General features: G+C 72.9%; 19 protein-coding genes. 11 read left to right on the top strand and 8 right to left on the bottom strand.

From position 1 onward, the window contains the following. Positions 1-21: 21 nt before the first annotated feature. Complete coding sequence (locus RH861_RS05480) at positions 22-1299, bottom strand: saccharopine dehydrogenase family protein (RefSeq protein ID WP_310520123.1); 1278 nt, start codon at positions 1297-1299, stop codon at positions 22-24. Between the two features lie 106 nt (positions 1300-1405). Between RH861_RS05480 and RH861_RS05475 the strand changes: the two genes are divergently transcribed. From RH861_RS05475 to xdhC, 3 genes are read left to right on the top strand one after another with little or no spacing between them, the layout of a single operon-like run. Further along, complete coding sequence (locus tag RH861_RS05475) at positions 1406-2833, top strand: xanthine dehydrogenase small subunit (protein WP_310520122.1); 1428 nt, start codon at positions 1406-1408, stop codon at positions 2831-2833. Then, positions 2830-5229, top strand: a complete 2400-nt coding sequence (gene xdhB, locus RH861_RS05470; RefSeq protein ID WP_310520121.1) for a xanthine dehydrogenase molybdopterin binding subunit — start codon at positions 2830-2832, stop codon at positions 5227-5229. The genes RH861_RS05475 and xdhB overlap by 4 nt, the downstream gene beginning before the upstream one ends. Positions 5230-5240: 11 nt before the next feature. Beyond that, on the top strand, positions 5241-6107 hold the full coding sequence (gene xdhC, locus RH861_RS05465; RefSeq protein WP_310520120.1) for a xanthine dehydrogenase accessory protein XdhC: 867 nt from the start codon (positions 5241-5243) through the stop codon (positions 6105-6107). On the opposite strand, the gene RH861_RS05460 is transcribed toward xdhC, so the two are convergent. The 4 genes from RH861_RS05460 to RH861_RS05445 all read right to left on the bottom strand — a co-directional run bounded on the left by RH861_RS05460 (position 6058) and on the right by RH861_RS05445 (position 10240). Beyond that, positions 6058-6942 carry a phosphatase PAP2 family protein gene (locus RH861_RS05460; RefSeq protein WP_310520119.1) on the bottom strand — a complete coding sequence of 295 codons (885 nt, stop codon included), beginning with the start codon at positions 6940-6942 and terminating at the stop codon, positions 6058-6060. The two genes, xdhC and RH861_RS05460, sit on opposite strands and share 50 nt — an antisense overlap. A gap of 68 nt (positions 6943-7010) precedes the next feature. Further along, positions 7011-7484, bottom strand: coding sequence for a GNAT family N-acetyltransferase (locus RH861_RS05455; protein WP_310520118.1), 474 nt, complete (start codon positions 7482-7484; stop codon positions 7011-7013). Between the two features lie 46 nt (positions 7485-7530). Then, positions 7531-8808 carry a multidrug effflux MFS transporter gene (locus RH861_RS05450; protein WP_310520117.1) on the bottom strand — a complete coding sequence of 426 codons (1278 nt, stop codon included), beginning with the start codon at positions 8806-8808 and terminating at the stop codon, positions 7531-7533. A 226-nt stretch (positions 8809-9034) separates the two neighbouring features. After that, positions 9035-10240: an ROK family transcriptional regulator gene (locus tag RH861_RS05445; RefSeq protein WP_310520116.1), complete on the bottom strand. Its 1206-nt coding sequence runs from the start codon at positions 10238-10240 to the stop codon at positions 9035-9037. Between the two features lie 144 nt (positions 10241-10384). Between RH861_RS05445 and RH861_RS05440 the strand changes: the two genes are divergently transcribed. The 5 genes from RH861_RS05440 (at position 10385) to RH861_RS05420 (ending at position 19593) form a co-directional block, all read left to right on the top strand. Next, the gene (locus RH861_RS05440; protein ID WP_310520115.1) at positions 10385-11686 is read left to right on the top strand and encodes an ABC transporter substrate-binding protein; all 1302 of its coding nucleotides are present in this window, start codon (positions 10385-10387) and stop codon (positions 11684-11686) included. A 4-nt stretch (positions 11687-11690) separates the two neighbouring features. Further along, positions 11691-12689, top strand: coding sequence for a carbohydrate ABC transporter permease (locus RH861_RS05435; RefSeq protein WP_310520114.1), 999 nt, complete (start codon positions 11691-11693; stop codon positions 12687-12689). Position 12690: 1 nt separating this feature from the next. Continuing rightward, positions 12691-13593, top strand: coding sequence for a carbohydrate ABC transporter permease (locus RH861_RS05430; protein ID WP_067948946.1), 903 nt, complete (start codon positions 12691-12693; stop codon positions 13591-13593). Continuing rightward, positions 13590-16037 (top strand): beta-xylosidase/alpha-l-arabinosidase, encoded by a 2448-nt coding sequence (locus RH861_RS05425; RefSeq protein WP_310520113.1) that lies wholly within the window; start codon positions 13590-13592, stop codon positions 16035-16037. The genes RH861_RS05430 and RH861_RS05425 overlap by 4 nt, the downstream gene beginning before the upstream one ends. Positions 16038-16182: 145 nt before the next feature. Beyond that, the gene (locus RH861_RS05420) at positions 16183-19593 is read left to right on the top strand and encodes an endo-1,4-beta-xylanase (RefSeq protein WP_310520112.1); all 3411 of its coding nucleotides are present in this window, start codon (positions 16183-16185) and stop codon (positions 19591-19593) included. Between the two features lie 69 nt (positions 19594-19662). Here RH861_RS05420 and RH861_RS05415 read toward each other — a convergent pair whose 3' ends face one another. Beyond that, complete coding sequence (locus RH861_RS05415) at positions 19663-20265, bottom strand: Rho termination factor N-terminal domain-containing protein (protein WP_310520111.1); 603 nt, start codon at positions 20263-20265, stop codon at positions 19663-19665. Between the two features lie 102 nt (positions 20266-20367). On the opposite strand from RH861_RS05415, the gene RH861_RS05410 reads away from it, so the two are divergent. After that, positions 20368-20802, top strand: coding sequence for a RidA family protein (locus tag RH861_RS05410; RefSeq protein ID WP_310520110.1), 435 nt, complete (start codon positions 20368-20370; stop codon positions 20800-20802). Next, the gene (locus RH861_RS05405) at positions 20799-21140 is read left to right on the top strand and encodes a YciI family protein (RefSeq protein ID WP_310520109.1); all 342 of its coding nucleotides are present in this window, start codon (positions 20799-20801) and stop codon (positions 21138-21140) included. Before RH861_RS05410 ends, RH861_RS05405 begins: the two co-directional genes overlap by 4 nt. Before the next feature lie 13 nt (positions 21141-21153). Here RH861_RS05405 and RH861_RS05400 read toward each other — a convergent pair whose 3' ends face one another. Beyond that, on the bottom strand, positions 21154-21423 hold the full coding sequence (locus tag RH861_RS05400) for a hypothetical protein (RefSeq protein WP_067948956.1): 270 nt from the start codon (positions 21421-21423) through the stop codon (positions 21154-21156). Positions 21424-21459: 36 nt separating this feature from the next. Then, positions 21460-22494, bottom strand: coding sequence for a LacI family DNA-binding transcriptional regulator (locus RH861_RS05395; protein WP_248597796.1), 1035 nt, complete (start codon positions 22492-22494; stop codon positions 21460-21462). Between the two features lie 121 nt (positions 22495-22615). On the opposite strand from RH861_RS05395, the gene xylA reads away from it, so the two are divergent. Next, a complete protein-coding gene (xylA, locus tag RH861_RS05390; RefSeq protein ID WP_310520108.1) occupies positions 22616-23809 on the top strand; it encodes a xylose isomerase in 1194 nt (397 codons plus the stop codon). Positions 23810-23863: the final 54 nt, after the last annotated feature.

Genomic DNA, 23863 nt, shown 5'->3' with positions numbered 1-23863 from the left:
GCGCGCGGCGTGGCGGGCGGCTCAGCGAGCGAGACGGTCCTCCATGCCCCAGGGCTGGCCGTACCCGCCGTCGGCCTCGGCGCGCGCCATGAGCTCGAGGAACGGCTGCGCGTCGAACGCCTCGGGTCCGAGCACGCCGACGCCCTGCCAGGCGCCGGTCGCGAGCAGCTCGAGCGCGATCACGGGGTTCAGCGCGGTCTGCCAGACGACGCACTGCGCCTCGTACTCGCGCATCGTCCACTCGTTGTCGCTCACGTGGTACAGGTACACCTCGCGGGGCGCGCCGTCGGTGCCCGTGCCGGTGACCCACAGCCCGGCGCACGTCTTGCCGGTCATGCGCGGGCCGATCGACGCCGGATCGGGCAGTGCGGCGGCGACCACGTCGCGCGGCGCGACCTCGACCGGGCCGTTCGCGCTCCGGACGCGGATCGGCGTCGTCGAGTCGAGGCCCAGCAGGTGCAGGGTCTTCAGCACGCCGATGAACTCGTCGCCGAGCCCGTACTTGAACGTCACGCGCTTGGCGTCGACCCAGCGCGGCATGAGGAGCACCTCCTCGTGCTCGACGTTCACGCACTCCACCGGCCCGATGCCCTCGGGGAACTCGAACACCTCGGGCTCGCTGAACGGCGGGGTCGTGTACCACCCGCGGTCCTGCTCCCAGACGACGGGCGGGTTCAGGCACTCCTCGATGGTGGTCCAGATCGAGAAGGACGGCGCGAATATCTCGTTGCCCTCCTCGTCGCGAACGACCAGGTTGGCGCCGTCGCGCGTGCCGAGCTCGTCGATCTCGCTGAAGAGGTGGTCGGCGGCGTACCGGGCGAACACGTCGGAGAGCCCGGGCTCGACGCCCATGCCGACGAGCGCGAGCCGGCCGGCCGTCTCCCAGTCGTCGGCCTGCGCGAACTGGTCGTCGCCGAGCTTCACGCCGGTCTCGGCGTACGGGTCGGTGGGGTGCGGCTCCGACAGGCTCATGGCCATGTCGAGGTAGTCGGCGCCCGCGGCGAGCGCACCGCGGAAGATCGACGGCACGAACTTCGGCTCGACGGCGTTCATCACGTGGGTCGCGCGGTGCTCGCGGGCGACGGATGCCACGACCTCGGGGTCGCTCGCGTCGACCTGCGCCGTGGTGAACCGGGCCGCCACGGCGTCGCCGTGCTTCGCGGCGATCCAGTCGACGGTGCGGCGGGCACGGGACTCGTCGTAGTCGCTCACGACGATGAGCTCGAAGAAGTCGCGGCGGGCGGCGATCTTGGCGATGGCGTCGCCCACGCCCCCCGCGCCGATGAGGAGGATTCGCATGACGGGTACGGTAGCCGGATCCGCCGCAATTGTCCAGATGGACAACGGGCCGTGGAGCGGCGAGCGGGCGCACCTCGCGGCGTAGACTCGCGGCAAGGGGGTGCGGATGCAGCACATCGTCGTGACCGTCAACGGAGTCGAGCTCGCGGACGGGGAGGTGGCCGCCCACACGACGACGCTCGACTGGCTCCGCGCGAGGGGACTCACCGGCGCCAAGGAGGGCTGCGCCGAGGGCGAGTGCGGGGCCTGCTCGGTCCTCGTCGCGGCCCCCGACGACGACGGCGGCACCGCGTGGACGGCGGTGAATGCGTGCCTGCTTCCCGTCGCGGCGCTCGACGGGCAGGAGGTCGTGACGGCCGAGGGCCTCGGTACGCCACACGCGCCGCATCCGGTCCAGGCGGCGCTCGCGGCCGACGGCGCCTCCCAGTGCGGATACTGCACCCCCGGGTTCGCGTGCAGCATGGCCGCGGAGTTCTACCGCCCGGGGCGCGGCGACCACGCCCACCACGCCCCGAACGGCTTCGACCTGCACGCCCTCTCCGGGAACCTGTGCCGCTGCACGGGGTACCGCCCGATCCGCGACGCCGCCTCCGCACTCGGGCAGCCGGACGCCGACGATCCGCTCGCCGCTCGCCGCGCGAGCCCGCCGCCCGCTCCGCGCCCCACGCGCGTCGACCACGACGGCGAGCGGTTCGTCCGCCCGGCCGACCTCGCCGAGACGCTCGGACTGCTCCGCGACGAGCCCGACGCGACCGTCGTCGCGGGCTCCACCGACTGGGGCGTCGAGGTCAACCTGCGCGGCCGGCGCACGCCGCTCACCGTCGCGATCGAGCACCTGCCGGAGCTGCGCGAGGTGCACGTCGACGAGTCCGCGATCGAGGTCGGTGCCGCGCTCAGCCTCGCCGAGGTGCAGCGGCGACTGAACGGCCGGGTGCCGCTGCTCGACGCCCTGTTCCCGCAGTTCGCGTCGCCGCTCATCCGCAACCGGGCGACGCTCGGCGGCAACCTCGGCACCGCCTCCCCCATCGGCGACGCGGCGCCCGCGCTGCTCGCGCTCGAGGCGCGGCTGCGGCTCGCGTCGGTCGACGGCGAGCGCGAGGTGGACCTCGCCGAGTACTTCACCGGCTACCGGCAGACGGTCCGCCGGCCCGATGAGCTCATCCGTTCCGTCCGCATCCCGCTGCCGCTCGCGAACCTCGCCGCGTTCCACAAGGTCGCCAAGCGCCGCTACGACGACATCTCGAGCGTCGCGGTCGGCTTCGCGATCGACGTGGGCGATGACGGCACGGTGGTCGCCGCGCGCATCGGGCTGGGGGGCGTCGCGGCGACGCCCATTCGCGCCCGGGCGACCGAGGCGGCCCTGACCGGACGGCCGTGGGAGCTCGACACCGTCCGCGACGCGGCATCCGTCATGGGCGGCGAGGGCACGCCGATGTCCGACCACCGTGCGAGCGCCGAGTACCGCGCGCTCATGCTGAACCGGGCGCTGCTCAAGCTGTACCGCAGCACGGCACGTGAGGAGGTGCCGGCATGAGCGAGCTCGCCGCACGCCCCGCCGGCGCCGTCGTCGGTCGGCGGATGCCGCACGAGAGCGCCGTCCAGCACGCGACCGGCGTCGCGACCTACACCGACGACCTCGCCGCCCGCCGCGCCGGGGTGCTCACCGCTTGGCCGGTGCAGTCGGAGCACGCGCACGCCCGGGTGCGGCTCGACGTGGCGCCCGCGCTCGAGGTGCCCGGCGTCGTGCACGTGCTGACGGCCGACGACGTGCCGGGCGTGAACGACGCGGGGACCAAGCACGACGAGCCGCTCTTCCCCGACGAGGCCCGGTACCACGGGCATGCGCTCGCGTGGGTGCTCGGCGAGTCGGCCGAGGCCGCCCGGCGCGGCGCCGCCGCGGTCCGCATCGAGTACGAACCGCTGCCGTCGATCGTCACGATCGCCGAGGCGATCGAGGCCGGGTCGTTCCAGGGCTTCGCGCCGACCGTGCAGCGCGGCGACGCGGCATCCGCCCTCGCGACCGCGCCGCACGTCTTCGAGGGCGAGAGCGTCGTCGGCGGGCAGGAGCACTTCTACCTCGAGACCCACGCGTCCCTCGCGCACGTCGACTCCGAGGGGCAGGTGTTCCTCGACTCGAGCTCGCAGCACCCGTCGGAGACGCAGGAGATCGTCGCGCACGTGCTCGGGGTGCCCTCGCACCGGGTCACCGTGCAGGTGCTGCGCCTCGGCGGCGGATTCGGCGGCAAGGAGATGCAGCCGCACGGGCTCGCGGCGATCGCCGCGCTGGGTGCCGTGCGCACCGGCCGCCCCGTCCGGCTGCGGCTGACGCGCACGCAGGACCTCACGATGACCGGCAAGCGCCACCCATACCACGCGACCTGGCGCGCGGGCTTCGACGACGACGGCCGTCTCCTCGCGCTCGAGGCGACCCTCACGGCCGACGGCGGCTGGTGCCTCGACCTCTCCGAGCCCGTGCTCGGCCGGGCGCTCTGCCACGTCGACAACGCCTACTGGATCCCGGACGTCGCGGTGCACGGCCGCATCGCGAAGACGAACAAGACCTCGCAGACCGCGTTCCGCGGGTTCGGCGGACCCCAGGGCATGTTCGTGATCGAGGACATCCTCGGCCGGGTCGCGCCGCAGCTGGGCCTCGACGCCGCGACGATCCGCGAGCGCAACCTGTACCGGCCGGGCCAGACGACGCCGTACGGCCAGGAGGTGCGCCACGCGGAGCGGCTGCACGAGATCTGGCAGCGGCTCCGCACCGAGAGCGCCTTCGACGACCGACGCGCCGAGATCGCCCGGTTCAACGCCGGCAGCCCCGACGTGAAGCGCGGCCTCGCGATGACCCCCGTGAAGTTCGGTATCTCGTTCACGTTCACCGCCTACAACCAGGCCGGCGCGCTCGTGCACGTCTACAAGGACGGCTCGGTGCTCGTGAACCACGGCGGCACCGAGCTCGGGCAGGGCCTGCACACGAAGATGCTGCAGGTGGCCGCCACCGCGCTCGGGGTGCCGTTCACGGCCGTCCGCCTCGCGCCGACACGGACCGACAAGGTGCCGAACACCTCGGCGACGGCCGCCTCGTCCGGCGCCGACCTCAACGGCGGTGCGGTCAAGCACGCGTGCGACCAGATCCGCGACCGCCTCGCGGAGGTCGCGGCGGCGCATCTCGGCGGTGACCCCGGCGACATCCGTTTCGCCGACGGGGTCGTCGCGTCATCCGCCACCGAGCGGGCGATGGCGTTCGCCGAGCTCGTCGAGACGGCGTACCACGAGCGCGTGCAGCTCTTCGCGGCGGGCTTCTACCGCACCGAGGGCCTCGGCTGGGACCCGGCGACCATGCAGGGCACGCCGTTCAAGTACTTCGCGTACGGCGCCGCCGCGGCCGAGGTCGAGGTCGACGGGTTCACGGGTGCCACGCGCCTGCGCCGCGTCGACATCGTGCACGACGTGGGCGACTCGCTCTCGCCGCTCGTCGACCTCGGCCAGGTCGAGGGCGCCTTCATGCAGGGGGCCGGATGGCTCATGCTCGAGGAGCTCCGCTGGGACGAGACCGACGGCCCCGGCCGCGGGCGTCTGCTCACGCAGTCGGCGAGCACGTACAAGCTGCCGAGCTTCTCGGAACTGCCGGACGAGCTCAACGTGCACTTCCTGGAGCGGGCGCGCGAGGACGGCGCGGTGTACGGCTCGAAGGCCGTCGGCGAACCGCCGTTCATGCTCGCGTTCAGCGTCCGCGAGGCGATCCGCGACGCGGTGGCCGCGTTCGGCCCGACCGGCCGCAGCGTCGAACTCGCCTCGCCCGCGACGCCCGAGGCGACCTTCTGGGCGATCGAGGCGGCGCGTGCGGCGGGCGCCCCGAGCACCCCGGCCGACGAACCGACGTCCGAGACGACGGATGCCGCGGCATCCGTCACCGCGGGGACCTGACCGGAGCGACCATGGACTGGCTCGACGCACTGCAGCGGCTGCGGGAGACCCGCTCGCCCGCGGTGCTCGTCACCCTCGCGACCGTGCGCGGACACGCGCCCCGCAACGGCGGCGCGAAGATGGTGGTCGCCTCCAGCGACGCGTTCGGCAGCGTGGGCGGCGGCAACCTCGAGGAGACCGCCGTCCGGCGCGCTCGCGAGATGCTCGACGCCGGCGCGGTGGAGCCCGAGCTGCTGACGCTCACGCTGAGCGACCGGGCCGTCGTCGACTACGGCGTGCAGTGCTGCGGGGGCGAGGTGACCCTGCTGCTCGAACCGGTGCCGGTGGTGCCGGTCGTCGCGATCTTCGGCCTCGGCCACGTGGGGCTGGAGCTCGCCCGGGTGCTCGCGCGGCATCCGCTGCGACTCGACCTGGTCGACTCGCGCGCCGAGATGCTCTCGCCCGACCGGATCGGCGTGCCGGGCCGGACCGGGCCCTTCGCCGACACGATCGCCGACCTGCGGCGGCACCACCTGCCGGTGCCCGAGTCGGCGCTCGCCGACCTGCCCGGCGGCGCGCACGTGCTCGTGATGACGCACGACCACGCGGAGGACCTCGCGATCTGCGACATGGCGCTGCGCACGCCCGGGCTCGGCTCGATCGGGCTCATCGGCTCGCGATCCAAATGGGCGCGGTTCCGGACGCGGCTGCGCGAGGCGGGACACGACGACGCCGCGCTCGAGCGCATCACGACGCCCATCGGCATCGACGGCATCCGCTCGAAGGAACCCGCGGCGATCGCGGTGAGCGTCGCCGCCCGGGTGCTGCAGCTCGTCGAGGGGGCGGCGGTCAGGACGCCGGCGTCGACGCCGTCGCGCGAGGACGCGCGGGCGGAGTGACGTGCGCCTCGGCGCGCAGCCGGTTTCGTTCGGCGATCCTCGCCGCCCGGTCGAGCCGTTCGCGCTCGAGGCGACGGGCGAACAGGGTCCAGACCAGCAGCGCCACGCCCGCGCCGATGAGCGCACCGCCGACCGTGTCGGTGAACCAGTGCACCCCGAGGTAGGTGCGGCTGACCGCCATGAGGATCGTGTAGAGCGCGCCGACGATCCACACCCAGAGCTTCGGCACGATGATGCCGATCGCGACCGCGATCGTCGCCGCGTTCGCCACATGCCCCGACGGGAATGAGCCGAAGTCGGATGCCACGAGCATGTCCTCCGGACGTGCCCGGCCGAAGAGGTTCTTCAGGAGCTGCACCACGCCCGCGCTCGCGACCGACGCGACGATGAAGAACAGCGCACCCCACGGCCGCCGGGCGATGAGGAGGATCACCGCGGTGACGATCGGCACGACGAACACGCCCACGATGCCGCCGCCGAGCGCATCCATGCCGAACGCGAAGATGTTCGCGATCCCGCCGCGCAGGGCGAAGATGTCCTCCGCCCACTCCTCGTCGATCTCGAACAGCGAATCGGCGCGGAGGGCGAGGATCAGGCCGAGCAGCGCCGCGATGACCACCGAGGCGATGCCGACCGCGAGGGGGGCGAAGCGGCCCACGTACTCGGTGCGCGCCTCGCGAGCGCGGGGGTTCAGTTCGTCGGCGCGCGCCGCCGCCCGCCCCTCGGTGACCGCCGCGCCCTGGGCGCGCCAGCCGGGCCGGCGGTGGGGGTTCGGGCCGTCACCCGGGTCGGGCGAATCGGTCGGGTGCTCCGCGGTGCGGTCCGGTGCGCTCATCCTCCAACGCTAGTCGGCGACCCGGGGACGACCTGAGAACGGATGCCGCGTGCCACGTCGCCGCATGATCAGAGCTCGCGCACGTAGAACAGCATGCGGTAATCGGTGCCCGGCTCGATGTTCACGAACCCGTGCCGTTCGTAGAACCGGCGGGTGTCGACATCGACCTCGTCGACGTTGATGTGCATCTCGATCGCACTGCGTCCGCGCACGTCGGCGAGCGCGCGGGTGAGCAGCTCAGTGCCGATGCCGCGGTCGCGCAGCGCGGGCCGCACGTACAGCTCCTCGAGCTGGGCGAGCGGTCCGTCGCCGTACGGCGTGGGGCGCAGCGTCAGGTAGGCGAACCCGACCGGCTCCGGATCCTCGGCGAGGAGGACGATCACGTCGTCGCGCTCGAGGAGCGTCGCGAAGCGTGCCGCGAACTCCTCGGCCGACGGCGTCGGCGATTCGAACTCGGTGTTGAAGTCGAACAGCAGGCCGCCGACGACCGCCGCGTCCGCCGCCGTCGCCGCACGGACCTCGCATCGTGCCGGTGGACCCACTGCGCCGCTCCGTTCCCCTCGGCTGCGAGCGTAGCGCGCTCCCGCGTCAGTCGGACAGGGCGGGGACCGTCGACGGCCGCACGAGCAGCCACACCGACGCGACCGCGATCACCGCGGCGCCGGCCATCACGACGGCCATCGGCACCGCGGTGCCCACGCCCATCAGGCCCGCGAGCGGCGAGAGCGCGCCGGCGAGGCCGAAGTTCAGCGCACCGAGCAGCGACGCGGCCGTGCCGGCCTCGGCGCCGTGGTTGGCGAGGGCGAGCACCTGCACGGCGGGGAAGGTGAACCCGCACGCGGCGATGTAGATCCACAGCGGGACGGCCGTGCCCCAGAAGCCGGCGCCGGAGCTGTCGAGCACGATGATCGCGGCCGCCATCGCCAGGTGGATGACCGTCGTGCCGGCGATGATGTACTGCGGCGGGATGGGCCCGCGGATGAGCCGCGACGACACCTGCACGCCGACGACGACGCCGATCGAGTTCACGGCGAAGAGGATGCCGTACTCCTGCGGCGAGAAGTCGTACACCTGCTGGAACAGGAACGACGAGGTCGAGAGGTACGCGAACAGGCCGGTGAACGTCATGCCGCCGACGAGCGCCGCACCCAGGTAGACCCGGTCGCGGAACAGCGCGCGGTACCGCTCGCGCATCGACGAGTGCCCGGCGACGTGCCGACGCGACTCGGGCAGCGTCTCGACGATGAGGAACATCACGGCGAGCACGACGACGAGGCCGTAGGCGCCGAGCACCCAGAACAGGCCGCGCCAGTCCATGACCTGCATGAGCTGCGAGCCGACGACGGGTGCGACGACGGGTGCGAGGCCGACGACGAGCGCGAGCCGCGACAGCATGCGCACGAGCGGCTTGCCGCCGAAGAGGTCGCGCACCATGGCCATCGCGACCACGCCGCCCGCGGCGGCGCCGAAGCCCTGCAGCAGCCGGAACGCGGTGAGCCACGCGATGTCGGGCGCGAGGGCGGCGGCGACGGATGCCGCGATGTGCACGATCGTCGAAAGGATGAGCGGCAGGCGGCGACCGACCTTGTCGCTCCACGGGCCGACGACGAGCTGACCGAGGCCGAAGCCGATCATCGTGCCGGTGAGGGTCACCTGGATGGCGGCGGCGTTCACGCCGAGCTCGGCCTCGAGCGCGGGGAAGGCGGGCAGGTACAGGTCGATGGTGAACGGCCCGAGCGCGGTGAGCGCGCCGAGCACGATCACGTAGACGAGCCGCTGGCGGCGGCTCAGGAGGTCGCCCGGGTGGCGGCCGGGGCTCGCGGCGTGGTCGTCGGGTCGGACGATGGGGATGGAGGCGGTGGACATAGGCGGTTCCCGTGCGTGCTGGATGGCGGTCGTGCGGTGCGGTCGAGTGGGCTGCGCGGCGCGCGCCGTCGGGCGCCAGCGAACGGAAACGGCGCCCGCGGGCGCCGTCCTCGGGAATCGCGGCCGGCTCGAAGCCCGGCTCGAATCGATTCGACTCGGAACAGTCTAACCGCGCCCCCGGGGTTTCGCGCAAGCGGGAACTTTTCCGCCCGCGGCGTGACGCGTCCTATTCGACCGCCGCCGGGTGGGCGGCGGCGAGCGGGTCGGCGAGGAGGGACGCGAACGCGGCCTCCGCCGCGCCGATCATGAGCCGGTCCTCGCCGAGGGCCGCGACGACGAGGTCGACGTCCTCGGCGGCGGCCGGCATCGCTTGGGCGGCGACCGCGGCACGGAGCGCCTCCGGGTCCTGGTCGGCGAGCGTCGCGAGGAACCCGCCGAGGATGACCAGCGACGGGTTCAGCACGTTGACCGCGTTCGCGAGCGCCGTGGCGAGGATGCGACGCTGCCGGTCGAGCTCGTCGGCGATGGCCGCCCCGCGCTCGCCGTCGGCCGCGAGCGCGTCGCGGATCGCCGCGGCGAGCGTGGGCTCGTCGGCGCTGCGCAGTCCGACGGCCTCGAGCAGGCGCGTCCGGCTGACCTCGTCCTCGAGCACGCCGCCCTCGGCGCGACGGTCGACGGATGCCGCGATGCCGGGCCGGTTCTGCCCGAACTCCCCCGCGTACCCGCTCGTGCCGCCCACGGGTCGGCCGTGCACGATGAGTCCCCCGCCGATGCCGCTCGCGCCGCCGTTGAGGTACACGAGGTCGTCGACGCCGCGCCCGGCGCCGAACAGGTGCTCGGCGATCGCGCCGAGGCTCGCGTCGTTGCCGACCGCGGCCGGCAGTCCCGTGGCCTGCTCGACGAAGGCGCGGACGGGGGCGTCCCGCCATTCGAGGTGCGGCGCGAACCGGACGAGCCCATCGGCGGCGCGCACGAGGCCGGGCACGGCCAGGCCCACGCCGGCGAACCGCGCGTCGGGCAGCTCGTGGCTGCGCCATCCGTCGATCGTGTCGGCCGTGAGCCGCGCCACCTCGTCGGGCGACACGAGCCCGTCGACGTCGATGCGGCGGCGGGCGGCGATGCGGCCGCCGAGGCCCACGGCCGCGAGCGTGACCGCGTCGACCTCGGGATTCACCGCGACGGCGACGAGCGCCGGGTGCGGGGCGATGACGGGAGACGGGCGACCCACCCGGTTCGTGGGGTCGGGGGCCCGTTCCTCGACGAGGCCGAAGTCGACGAGCTCGCCGGCGAGCGCGGCGATCGTCGACCGGTTGAGTCCGGTCAGGGCGGTGAGCCTCGCGCGGGAGAGCGGCCCCTCGAGGTGCACGAGACCGAGCACGCGCGCGAGATTGCGGCGATGCACGCCGTCGAAACTTCCGTTCCGGTCTGACACGGCATCCACTCTAGGGACGCGGCCGTCGCTGCGGCAGACGGCGCGCGATATTTGTTGCGCTTGACCCCAAATGGTCGCCAGCGTATATTCGAGACGTCCAGATCACTTTCGACGTTGTGGTCGAAACTTTCGAGAGGTTCAATGATGAACAGACGCAGCACCATGAGGCTCGTCACGCTCACCGCCGCGACGGGTCTCGCACTCGCCTCGCTCACCGCCTGCAGCAGCGGTGACGGCGGCGGCGGCGAGGGCGGTGACGGCGAGGTCACCATCACCTGGTGGCACAACGGCACCACCGGCCCGCTCCCCGAGGTGTGGGAGGAGGTCGCGCAGGAGTTCGAGGCCGACCACCCGGGCGTCAACGTCGAGCAGACGGGCTACCAGAACGAGGAGCTGCAGCGCACGCTCATCCCGAACGCGCTGGCCGCCGGCGACCCGCCGGACCTCTTCCAGGTCTGGCCGGGCGGCGAGCTGCGCGACCAGGTCGAGAACGGCTACCTGATGCCGCTCGACGACGAGATCCCGGACACCATCGAGAGCGTCGGCGCCGCCGTGAACCCCTGGCAGGTCGACGGCGAGACCTACGCCATCCCGTTCACCTTCGGCATCGAGGGCTTCTGGTACAACACCGACCTGTTCGAGCAGGCGGGCATCGACGCGCCGCCGGAGACGTTCGACGAGCTCCTCGACGTCGTCGAGCAGCTGAAGGACGCCGGCATCACCCCCATCGCGGTGGGCGCCGGCGACAAGTGGCCGGCCGCGCACTGGTGGTACCAGTTCGCGCTCAAGTCCTGCTCGCCCGAGGCGCTCGAGGCCGCCGAGGCCGAGAGCGACTTCAGCGACGACTGCTGGGTCGAGGCCGGTGAGCAGCTCGAGGAGTTCCTCGCCATCGAGCCGTTCCAGGAGGGCTTCCTCGGCACCCCCGCCCAGCAGGGCGCGGGCAGCTCCGCGGGTCTCATCGCCAACGGCCAGGCCGCGATGGAGCTCATGGGCCACTGGAACGCCGGCGTCATCGGCGGCCTCACCGCCGACCAGCAGGTGCCCGAGTTCCTCGGCTGGTTCCCGTTCCCGGGCATCGACGGCGCCGCGGGCGACCCGACCGCCGCGCTCGGCGGCGGCGACGGCTACGGCTGCTCGTCGGAGGCCCCGCCGGAGTGCGCCGAGCTGCTCGAGTACATCATGAGCGAAGAGGTCCAGGCGAAGTTCGCCGCGAGCGGCTCCGGCATCCCGACCGTGCCGGCCGCGACCGAGTCGCTCGAGGACGAGAACCTCAAGGCCGTCGCCGAGGGCCTCGCGGAGGCCTCCTTCGTCCAGCTCTGGTTCGACACCGCCTTCGGCACGACCGTCGGCAACGCCATGAACGAGGGCATCACGAACCTCTTCGGCGGCTCCGGCTCGCCCGAGGACATCGTGACCAAGATGCAGGACGCCGCGGCGACGCAGTAGCACCATGACCACCGTCCTGAACCCGGCCGGGCCCGCGACTTCCGCGGGCCCGGCCCCCGCCCCGGGCCGTTCGCACCGGCGCGCGGGATCCGTGCGCCAGCGCATCGAGATCGCCGTGCTGATGACCCCGGCACTCGTCCTCTTCCTCGGCTTCGTGATCCTGCCGGTCGTCCTGGCCGCGGTCTACAGCCTCTACAACCTGCCTCCGGCGTTCCGCTGGGAGCACCTGGCCGACCCCGAGCGCTTCGTCGGCCTCGCCAACTACGAGCGCGCCTTCGGCACTCCCGAATTCGTGCGCGCCATCGGCAACAACTTCTTCATCCTGATCGCGTCGCTGCTCGTGCAGGGCCCGCTCGCGATCGGCATCGCACTGCTGCTGAACCGCCCCATGCGCGGCCGGTCGGTGCTGCGACTCCTGATCTTCGTCCCGTACGTGCTCGCCGAGGTCATCGCGGGCCTGTCGTGGAAGCTGCTGCTGCAACCGCAGGGCGGCGTGAACGCCGCGCTCGAGGCGATCGGCCTCGGCGAGTGGCGGCAGAACTGGCTCGCCGACCCCGACATCGCGCTGTGGACGCTCTTCTTCATCCTGACCTGGAAGTACCTCGGCTTCGCGATCATCCTGATGCTCGCCGGCCTGCAGGGCGTGCCCGAGGAACTCGCCGAGGCCGCCGCGATCGACGGCGCCAGCTGGTGGCAGATCCAGCGGCACATCACCATCCCGCTGCTCGGCCCGACCATCCGCATCTGGGCGTTCCTGTCGATGATCGGCGCGCTGCAGCTGTTCGACATGGTGTGGGTCACGGTCGCACCGACCGTGCGCAGCATGTCCACCGAGACCATGGCGACGTACATGGTGCAGCAGGGTCAGTTCGCCGGCCAGCCGGGCTACGGCAGCGCCATCGCGGTCATCCTGTTCTTCATCTCGCTGATCGTGGCGCTCGTGTACCAGCGCTTCGCCCTCCGCCGCGACCTCGCCGGCGCCATCACCCGAGGAGTGCGCTGACATGACCGCCACCACCGCCATCACCACGGGCCGGCCGCCCGGCGACCTGCCCGAGCGCCGCCCAGCCGGGCGACGGTTCGACCTCGGACAGCCCTTCGTGTACCTCGTCGCCCTCGTGGTGGCCGCGGTCGCGATCGGCCCCGTCGTCTACGTCTTCCTCGGCGGGTTCCGCACGACCGCCGACCTGAACGCCGACCCCGCGGGCCTGCCCGACCCGTGGACCCTGCAGAACTGGGCGACCGTCCTCGGTGCGCCGCGCTTCTGGGGCAACGTGTTCGCGAGCATCGTGCTCGCCGGAGGCACGACGCTCGGCGTCGTGATCGCGGGCATCATGGCCGCGTTCGTGATCGCCCGGTACGACTTCCGCGGCCGTCAGGGCCTCTACACGCTGTTCACGGCAGGGCTCATGTTCCCGCTGACCGTCGCCGCGCTGCCGCTCACGCTGCTGCTGCGGACGCTCGGCCTGCACGGCACGTACCTGGGCGTGATCATCCCGTCGATCGCCTTCGCGCTGCCGACCACGATCATCATCCTCGTGCCGTTCCTGCGGGCGATCCCCGACGAGCTCGAGGAGGCCGCGCAGATCGACGGCGCGTCGCGCCTGGGCTTCTTCTGGCGCATCCTGCTGCCGCTGTCGATGCCGGGCCTCGTGACCGTCGGCGTGCTCGCGTTCGTGGGCAGCTGGAACGGCTACCTCCTCCCGCTGCTCGTGATCAGCACCGGCACGCTGCCCCAGGACCTGTGGCCGCTGCCGCTCGGGGTGACCCAGTTCTCGACGCAGTACTCGCAGGACACGGCCGCCGTGCTCGCCTACACGTCGCTGGCCATGATCCCGGCGCTCGTGTTCTTCCTCGCCGCCGAGCGACGCATCGTCGGCGGCCTCCAAGGGGCGGTGAAGGGATGACGCAGCACGACGTGACCGCGTCCACCGCGACGACCGCGACGACTGCGACGACGGATGCCGCGTGGCGCGACGCCGCCCGCCCGGTGGACGAGCGGGTGCGGGCCCTCATCGCCGAGATGACCCTCGACGAGAAGCTCGCCCAGCTCTACGGCGTGTGGGTGGGCGCCTCCGACGACGGCCACGCCGACGTCGCCCCGCACCAGCACGACCTGAACGACGACGTCGACCTCGACGCGCTGCTGCCGTCGGGGCTCGGCCAGATCACCCGGCCGTTCGGCACCGCCCCGGTCGACGCCGCGGTCGGCGCGCTCTCGCTCGTGCGCATGCAGGAGCGGATCGTGGCGGCCAACCGCTTCGGCATCCCCGCGATCGCGCACGACGAGTGCCTCGCCGGGTTCGCCGCGTGGGGCGCGACCGCCTACCCGGTGCCGCTGTCGTGGGGCGCGACGTTCGACCCGGCCCTCGTCGAGCGGATGGCGGGGCGCATCGGCGCCGACATGCGCTCGGTGGGCGTCCACCAGGGCCTCGCACCGGTGCTCGACGTCGTGCGCGACGCGCGCTGGGGCCGCGTCGAGGAGACCATCGGTGAGGACCCGTACCTCGTCGCGACGGTGGGCACCGCGTACGTGCGCGGGCTGGAGTCATCCGGCATCGTCTCGACCCTGAAGCACTTCGTCGGGTACTCGGCGTCCAAGGCCGGGCGCAACCTCGCACCCGTGTCGGTCGGCGCGCGCGAGCTCGCCGACGTGCTGCTGCCGCCGTTCGAGATGGCCGTGCGCGAGGGCGGCGCCCGCAGCGTCATGAACTCGTACTCCGACCTCGACGGCGTGCCGTCGGCCGGCGACCGCTGGCTGCTCACCGAGCTGCTGCGCGAGACGTGGGGCTTCGACGGCACCGTCGTCGCGGACTACTTCGCGGTCGCGTTCCTGAAGCTCCTGCACGGCGTGGCCGACACGTGGGCGGATGCCGCGGCCGGTGCGCTCGAGGCCGGCATCGACGTCGAGCTGCCCACCGTCAAGGCCTTCGGCGAACCGCTGCGGGCCGCGGTCTCGGCGGGCGCGGTGCCGATGTCGCTCGTCGACACGGCGCTCGGGCGCGTGCTGCGGCAGAAGGCCGAACTCGGCCTGCTCGACGCCGACTGGTCGCCGGTCCCCTCCGCGCTCCAGGGCGTGGGGGCGACGGATGCCGCGGCGGTCCGCGGCACGATCGACCTCGACCCGCCCGACAACCGCGAGGTCGCTCGCGAGCTCGCCGAGCGCGCGGTGGTGCTCGTGCGCAACGACGGCACGCTGCCGCTCGGCGGCGCGGACGACGCGGACGGTCCGGCCGCGCCATCCGTCATCGCCGTGATCGGCCCCAACGCCGACGACCCGTACGCCATGCTCGGCTGCTACTCGTTCCCCACCCACGTGGTCACGCAGCACCCGGGCGTGGAGATGGGCATCCGCATCCCGACGCTGCTCGACGCGATCCGCGCCGAGTTCCCGGGCAGCGACATCCGTCACGCCCTCGGCACGACCGTCGACGGGGGCGAGATCGATGGCCTCGCGGATGCCGCGGCGCTGGCCGCCTCGGCCGACGTCGTCGTGCTCGCGCTCGGCGACCGGGCGGGCCTCTTCGGCCGCGGCACGAGCGGCGAGGGCTGCGACGCCGAGTCGCTCGCCCTGCCGGGTGCGCAGCAGCAGCTCGTCGACGCCGTGCTCGACACGGGCACGCCCACGGTGCTCGCGCTGCTCGCCGGACGGCCCTACGCCCTCGGGCGCGCGGTCGCGGAGTCGGCCGGGATCCTCCAGGCGTTCTTCGCCGGTGAGGAGGGCGCGGGCGCGATCGCGGGCGTGCTGAGCGGCCGGGTCAACCCGTCGGGCCGGCTGCCCGTGTCGATCCCGTCGTCGCCGGGCTCCCAGCCCACGACCTACCTGGCGCCGCCGCTCGCCCGCGCGAGCGACGTGTCGAACCTCGACCCGACCCCGGCGTACCCGTTCGGTCACGGGCTCGGCTACGCGAGCTTCGACTGGCCGGCGTTCGAGGCCGAGGAGGACGCGATCGCGACCGACGGCGCCGCGAGCGTGCGCGTGCGCGTGCGCAACACGGGCACGCGGTCCGGAACCGAGGTCGTGCAGCTGTACCTGCACGACCCGGTCGCCTCGGTCGTGCGGCCCGTGCAGCGGCTCATCGGCTTCGCGCGCGTCGACCTCGACCCCGGCGCGGCCGCCGACGTGTGGTTCACCGTGCCCGCCGACCTCGCGTCGTTCACGTCGCGCTCCGGCGAACGCATCGTCGAGCCCGGCGAGCTCGTCCTGAGCGTGGGCCGCTCGAGCGGCGACCTCGTGCACGCGCACACCGTGCGGCTCGAGGGTCCGGTCCGCGTGGTCGACCACACCCGGCACCTGCACCCGCTCGTCGACGTCGACCTCTCGCCCGCCGAGGAGGCCACCACCGCGTGACCGCCGCGTCCGGCTGAGCGGCCTCGACGGCCGACGGATGGCGCCCGCCCGCGTCATCCGTCGGCCGGCCGTGCCCGCGCGCCCCCGAACCCCGCACCCCCGCACCACGTCACCGCACCACCGACCGCGCAAAGGAGCGCAGCACATGCACCGACGAAGGACACTGGGAACCCTCGCACTCGCCACTGCCACCGCCGTGCTGGCGACGCTCGGCCTCGCCACCTCGGCGAGCGCCGAACCCGTCACCGTGAGCGCCGCCGACTTCGAGGACGGCACCGCCGGCCCGTGGGGTCCCCGCGGCGGCGTGGCGCTCGCCGTCACCGACGCCGAGGCGCACGGCGGCACGAAGAGCCTCGCCGTCACCGGGCGCACGGCCGACTGGCAGGGCGTGTCGGCGACCGCCGCCGCCGTGGGCCTGCAGGCCGGCGCGACGTACGACTTCTCGGCGTGGGTCAAGCTGCCCGCGGGCGAGACCGGCGCGAGCGGCATCCACTTCACCGCCGAGCAGACGCCCGCGGGCGGCGGCTCGAACACCTACACCTGGATCGGCGGGGCCGTCGAGGCGACCGCCGACGGCTGGGTCGAGATCGGCGGCAGCTACGCCTTCCCGGCCGGGCTCGCGAGCGCGAACCTCTACATCGAGGCGGCGCCGATCGGCGATCGGCATCCGTCGTTCCTCGTCGACGACCTCCGGATCACCACCGAGGACGGCGGCGCGGTGCCGCCGCCGGTCGGCGAGATCGTGATCGACAGCGACTTCGAGGACGGCCTGGACGGCTGGACGCTGCGCGGCGGCAGCGGGACGACCACGGCGACGGTCGAGCTCTCGACCGCGCATGCGCACGGCGGCGCGCAGTCCGCCGTCGTGACCGGGCGGCAGACGCAGGGCGACGGCATCGGCCACGACGTGACCGGGCTGCTCGACCCCGCGGTGACGTACGAGCTGACCGCGTGGGTGCGATTCGGCGAGGGTCAGCCCGTCGACGACGTGTGGCTGAGCCGGGCGAACACGACCGGCGGCACGACGGCCTTCGCGACGCTCGCGCAGTTCGACGGCGTCACGAACAGCGGATGGACCGAGGTGACCGCGACCTTCCAGGGGTCGGCGGCCGACGCGTCGCTGCTCTACTTCGAGACGCGCTGGGACAACGGCGCGACGGGCAACGTCAGCGACCTCCACGTCGACGACGTCGTGCTCCGCGTGCCCGAGCCGCCCGTCATCGAGGACCTCACGGGCATCGGCGAGACCGTCGACTTCCCGGTGGGCGTCGCGATCGACAGCCGGGAGACGTCGGGTGCGGCCTCCGAACTGCTGCTGCGGCACTTCGACCAGGTCACGGCCGAGAACTTCATGAAGCCCGAGGCCTGGTACGACGCCGACGGCGACTTCGTCAGCGCGAACGCCGAGGCCGACGCGCTCATGGACTTCGCGCAGGAGCACGACCTCGGCGTGTACGGCCACGTGCTCGTGTGGCACGGCCAGACGCCGGCGCGGTTCTTCCAGGATGACGCGGGCGCGCCGCTCGCGGCCGACGAGGCCGGCAGGGCGGTGCTGCGCGACCGGCTGCGGACGCACATCTTCGACGTCGCCGAGTACCTCGCCGGGAAGTACGGGCCGTTCGGTTCGGAGACCAATCCGCTGCGCGCGTTCGACGTCGTGAACGAGGTCGTCTCCGACGGCAGCGAGTTCGCCGACGGCCTGCGCCGCAGCGAGTGGTACCGCATCCTCGGCGAGGAGTTCATCGACCTCTCGTTCGCCTACGCCGACGAGGCCTTCAACGAGGTGCACGCGGCGGACGGCGCCGACCGGCCGATCGCCCTGTTCATCAACGACTACAACACCGAGCAGGGCGGCAAGCAGGAGCGCTACCGCGCACTCGTCGAGCGGCTGCTCGAGCGCGGTGCGCCGGTCGACGGCGTCGGGCACCAGTTCCACGTGAGCCTGGCGATGCCGGTCTCGGCACTCGAGCAGGCCATCGTCGCGTTCGAGGACCTGCCCGTCACGCAGGCGGTCACCGAGCTCGACGTCACCACCGGCACGCCGGTCACGCAGGCGAAGCTCGTCGACCAGGGCTACTACTACCGCGACGCGTTCCGGGTGTTCCGCGAGCACGCCGATTCGCTGTACTCGGTCACGGTGTGGGGCCTCACCGACGGACGCAGCTGGCGCGCCGGCTCCGGGGCGCCGCTGCTGTTCGACGACCAGTACCGGGCGAAGCCGGCGTACTTCGGCGCGGTCGACGGCGAGCTGCCGGCCCGGCAGCGCACGGCGAACGTCTTCGCCGGCGACGTCCCGCTCGACGACGCGGCCACCGCCTCCCCCGAGTGGGAGCGCCTGCCGCTGCACGCCGTCGAGGACGTGGCGGAGTTCCAGCTCCGCTGGACGGCCGACCACCTGACCGTGTACGCGAGTGTCGAGGACGCCACGTCGGACAGCGGCGACGGCGTCGAGCTCCAGGTCGGCGACACCGTTGCGAGCGCGGGCCGCGACGGGTCGGGCGACGTCGAGGCGGTCGTCGCCGAACGCGACGGCGGCTACGACCTCGTCGCGCACCTGCCCGTGGCCGACCTCGGCGAGGGCGACTCGCTCGAGTTCGACCTCCGGGTCGCGGGCGCCTCGGGCGAGACCGTCGGATGGAACGCGCCGGGCGTGCTCGGCACGCTGACCCTCGTCGAGCCGCTCTCGTACCTCGAGGTGGTCGAGGCGGATGCCGCGCCCGCCGTGGACGGCACGGTCGACGCCGCGTGGAGCGACGCCACCACCGTCCGCACCGAAAAGCCCGTCGTCGGCGAGACCGGCGCGACGGCCGACGTCCGCACCCTGTGGTCGGGCGACACGCTCTACGTGCTCGCCGAGGTCGCCGACCCGGTCGTCGACGTGAGCGGCTCCGACCCCTGGATCCAGGACTCGGTCGAGATCTACGTCGACCCGGGCAACGCGAAGAACGGCTCGTACCGCTACGACGACACGCAGATCCGCGTGAGCGCGGCGAACGCGCTGTCGTTCGGCACGGGCGACGAGGCCTTCCAGCGGGCGCGGGTGGAGAGCGCGACGGCGCTCGTCGACGGCGGCTACGTCGTCGAACTGTCCGTCGACCTCGGCGACGCCGCGAGCGAGGGCACGTTCCACGGCCTGGACTTCCAGGTCAACGACGCGGCCGCCGGCCAGCGCACGTCGATCCGCAACTGGGCGGACCCGACGGGCGCCGGCTACCAGTCCACCGCCCGCTGGGGCGTCGGAGGCTTCACGGGACCGGCTGCGCCGACCACCGTGGAGAACGTGGTGGCGCCGTCGGTCGAGGGCCCCGCCCTCGCCGGTCGGGTCGTCGTCGCGAACCCCGGGGAGTGGAGCCCCGGGGACGTCGCGCTCGCCTACCGCTGGCAGCGCGACGGCGTCGACATCCCGGGCGCGACGAGCGCGTCGTACCGGGTGACCGGACGCGACCGGGGTTCCGAGTTGACGGTGGTCGTCACGGCGACCTCCGGTGGGCTCGAGCCCGGCGTCGCCTCGGCGACGGTCGCCGTCCCGGCGGCCGCGGGGCGTCCCACGCCCTGACGCGTCACCACACGCGCCGCCGCCGGCCGGGATGCCTGATCCCGGCCGGCGGTGTCGTTCCCGGGCGGGCTACGCGTCCTCGCGGTTCGGATTCTCCAAGCGGAAGAAGTTGGACTGGGAGCCGTCCGACCGCGTCTCCTGGTAGATGAAGTTCAGGCCGCGCTCGTCGAACGTCTCGAACCAGCGCTCCCACGTGACCTTCTCGAGACGGTCGTCGTCGGCGCCGAAGTCGATGCGGAGCACGCCGAGGCGACCCTCGTGCTCGGTGCCGGGCACCGTCGCGGGCGTGCCGTCGCGCTCCTCGGCCCACTGGCGGATCACTTCGTGGTGGGTGGTGACGAGGCTGCGCCCCTCGCGTTCGGGGTCGTCGTCGGTGGACGTGACCTCCTGCGAGTAGTCGATCGACGTGGACGACTCGGGACCGCGCCGCACCCGCCCGCCGTCGGGGCCCGCGCCCAGGTCCTGGTCGTCGCCCGACCCACCGCCTCCGGATCCTCCGTTCGAGGAGGCCTTCGCGACTGCCTCGACGAGCTCCTCCTTGTTCATGTTCGACGCGCCCGACACCCCGGCGTCCTTCGCGCGCTCCCGCAGATCGTCGACGTTCAGGTCGCGGAGTTCGGTCTCGCTGACCTCGGGCGTGTTCGGCGTCTGGTTCCCCGGCTGGTCCGCCATGGTGTTCCCCTTCCGATTCGGGTGTACCGGCCACGTTGCTCGGTCGTGGCGACCGCATCGAGGGGCTTGCGTTCCGCATGACCGACCGCTATCCCGGAGAGCATGGCCGAAACGATCGTCCCGGTGGACCCGGACATCCTTCCCCGCAGTCCCGCCTTCGCGCAGGGCATGATCGCGCCGGCGGGCCCGCTGCTCTTCGTCGGCGGCCAGAACGGCACGGACGCCACGGGCGCGCTGCTCCGCGGACTGCGCGCCCAGACCGAGCAGGCGCTCCGCAACGTGCTCGCGGTCCTCGCCGAGGCCGGCAGCGGACCCGAGCACGTGGTGAAGCTGAACATCCACCTCGCGCCCGGCATCGACCCGTCTGACGCGTTCGCGGCGAGCGCCGCCGTGTGGGGTTCGCGCCGCACGGCCGTGACGGTGCTCGTCGTCGCCCCCGCGAAGACCGGCGCCCTCGTCGAGATCGATGCGGTCGCGGCGGTCCCGGGAGGAGGCGGCGCGCCCGACCGCGCCGAGGGAGAGGAGCACTCACGATGACGAAGTACCTGATCTCGTTCCCGAGCTTTGCGATGGAGGTCTCGCCGGACGAGCTGCCCGCCGTCTCCGACGCCTCGCACGCCGTCGTGCAGGAGGCCAAGGACGCCGGCGTGTGGGTGTTCGGGGGCGGCATCGACGAGAGCGTGCCGCCGGTCATGGTCGCCGCCGACGGCACCGTCACCCCGGGCACGTATCCGCAGACGTCGCGCCTCGATGGCGGCTACGCCGTGCTCGACCTGCCCTCGGCGGAAGCCGCCCATGCGTGGGCGGCGAAGCTCGCCGCCGCGTGCCGATGCGCGCAGGAGGTCCGCGCGTTCGGGTACGACCCCGACAGCTGACCCCCCGGCCGACCTACCAGATGGTGCCGCCGCCGACCGAGATGCCGCCCCAGGTCAACGCGATGAAGATCGCGGCGAAGACGACGGGGGCGATGCCCTTGCCGTCGCGCGCGAGCCCCTTGAGCAGGGCGATCACGGCGAGAATCGCGGCCACGATCGAGAGGCCGCCGCCGAGGATCAGCCCGATGAACAGCGGGATGGGCATGAGCACGAGGCCGGCGAGCGCGACCCAGAACGCGGCCCAGGCAGTCGGATTGGAGCGGCGTTCGACGGAGGAGGTCATGCCTCATTATCCCGTGTCTGCGGCGCGGCGCAGCGCTCAGCCGGCCGGTGGGGCCGTGCTCTCGCGCACCACGAGGCTCGTGGCGAGGTCCATGCGCGGGGTCGGCGCACCGGCGTCGAGCGGCGACTCCGCCAGGCGGATGGCGAGGCGTGCCGCCTCCTCCCCCATGCGGCGCAGGGGCTGGTGCACGGTCGTGAGCTTGGGCGTGAGCCACGCCGCGATCGGGATGTCGTCGTAGCCGACCACCGACAGGTCCTCGGGCACGCGGATGCCGCGCTCACGCGCCGCCTCGAGCACGCCGAGCGCCTGCATGTCGCTGCCGGCGAAGATCGCCGTGGGCCGCTCGGGCGCGTCGAGCAGGGCGCGAGCGCGGTCGCGTCCGCCGGAGACGTGGAAGTCGCCGAACCGGATCCACGACTCGTCGATCGGCAGTCCGGCCGAGTTCATCGCGGAACGGTAGCCGTCGATGCGCGCGAGCGAGCACATCATGTCCTCGGGGCCGGTGATCGCGGCGATGCGGCGGTGGCCGAGCTCGATGAGGTGCCGGGTCGCGGCGAGGCCGCCCGACCAGTTCGCCGACCCCACCGACGGGGCGTCGGCGGACGGGTCGCCCGCCGGGTCGACGATCACGAACGGGATGGCCCGCGCGTGGAGCTGCTCGCGGTACTCCGGCGCGAGGTCGCTGAACACGAGGATCACGCCGACGGGCCGGCGGCGCATGACGCCCTCGACCCAGTCGGGGTCGGGCGAGTGGCGGCTGCCGCTCACGGTGAGCACGACCGACAGTCCGTGCTCCTTGGCGACCGACTCGACGCCGTCGATGAGCTCCATCGACCAGATGCGGTCGAGTTCGTGGAAGACCAGCTCGATGAGCTCCGCGCGCGCCTCGGACCGCGCGGCTCCGCGACGGCGGTAGCCCCGCTCGGCCATGACCTGCTCCACGCGGGCGCGGGTGGCGGCGGCGACATCCGCTCGCCCGTTGAGGACCTTCGAGATCGTGGAGAGGGAGACTCCGGCCTCGTCGGCGATCTCGGCGAGCGTGACGCGCTCCGTCGCGGCATCCGTTGACATGTTTCGAAGTCTAACCACGAAAATTGCGAACGGATGTCGCGCCGCACCTTGCACCCCGACCAACGCATCAGTTATGTTGGGCGTGCCAACAAATCGACGACGATGCCCGAAAGGCCCGCACATGGCAGTGACGCCCACCCGCGACGACCAGTTCTCCTTCGGCCTGTGGACCGTGGGCTACAACGGCACCGACCCGTTCGGCGGCCCGACCCGCAACGCGCTCGACGTGGTGCACGTGGTCGAGAAGCTCTCCGAGCTCGGCGCCTACGGACTGACGTTCCACGACGACGACCTGTTCGCCTTCGGCTCCTCGGACGCCGAGCGCCAGGCCCAGATCGACCGCCTCAAGCAGGTGCTCGCCGACACGGGCGTCATCGTGCCCATGGTGACCACGAACCTCTTCTCGGCGCCCGTCTTCAAGGACGGCGGCTTCACCTCCAACGACCGCCAGGTCCGCCGCTTCGCGCTCCGCAAGGTGCTGCGCAACATCGACCTCGCCGCCGAGCTCGGCGCGAAGACCTTCGTCATGTGGGGCGGCCGCGAGGGCGCCGAGTACGACGCCGCCAAGGACATCCGCTCGGCGCTCGAGCGCTACCGCGAGGCCGTCAACCTGCTCGGCGACTACGTCACCGACAAGGGCTACGACCTCCGCTTCGCGATCGAGCCGAAGCCGAACGAGCCCCGCGGCGACATCCTGCTGCCGACCGTCGGACACGCGCTCGCGTTCATCGACTCGCTCGAGCGCCCCGAGCTCGTCGGCCTCAACCCCGAGGTCGGCCACGAGCAGATGGCGGGCCTCAACTTCGCCGCCGGCATCGCCCAGGCGCTGTACCACGGCAAGCTCTTCCACATCGACCTCAACGGCCAGCGCGGCATCAAGTACGACCAGGACCTCGTGTTCGGCCACGGCGACCTGCACAACGCGTTCGCGCTCGTCGACCTGCTCGAGTTCGGCGGGCCCAACGGCGGCCCGGCCTACGAGGGCCCGCGCCACTTCGACTACAAGCCGAGCCGCACCGAGGACGAGAACGGCGTCTGGGAGTCGGCCGCGGCGAACATGCGCACCTACCTGCTGCTCAAGGAGCGGGCAGCGGCGTTCCGCGCCGACCCCGAGGTCCAGGAGGCCCTCGAGGCCGCGAAGGTGCTCGAGCTCGCGCAGCCCACGCTCGGCGACGGCGAGTCGTACGACGACCTGCTCGCCGACCGCTCGGCGTTCGAGGACTTCGACGCGTCGGCGTACCTCGGCGGCAAGGGCTTCAACTTCGTGCGCCTGCAGCAGCTCGCGACCGAGCACCTGCTCGGCGCGCGCGGCTGACGCGTCGCGCTCGCCGCTCGATCGCCCACCCTACCCATCCGGTGGTCGAGTAGC

The organism is Agromyces indicus (assembly GCF_031432295.1).
Lineage (GTDB): Bacteria > Actinomycetota > Actinomycetes > Actinomycetales > Microbacteriaceae > Agromyces > Agromyces indicus.
This window is presented reverse-complemented; position numbering and strand designations above follow the sequence as displayed.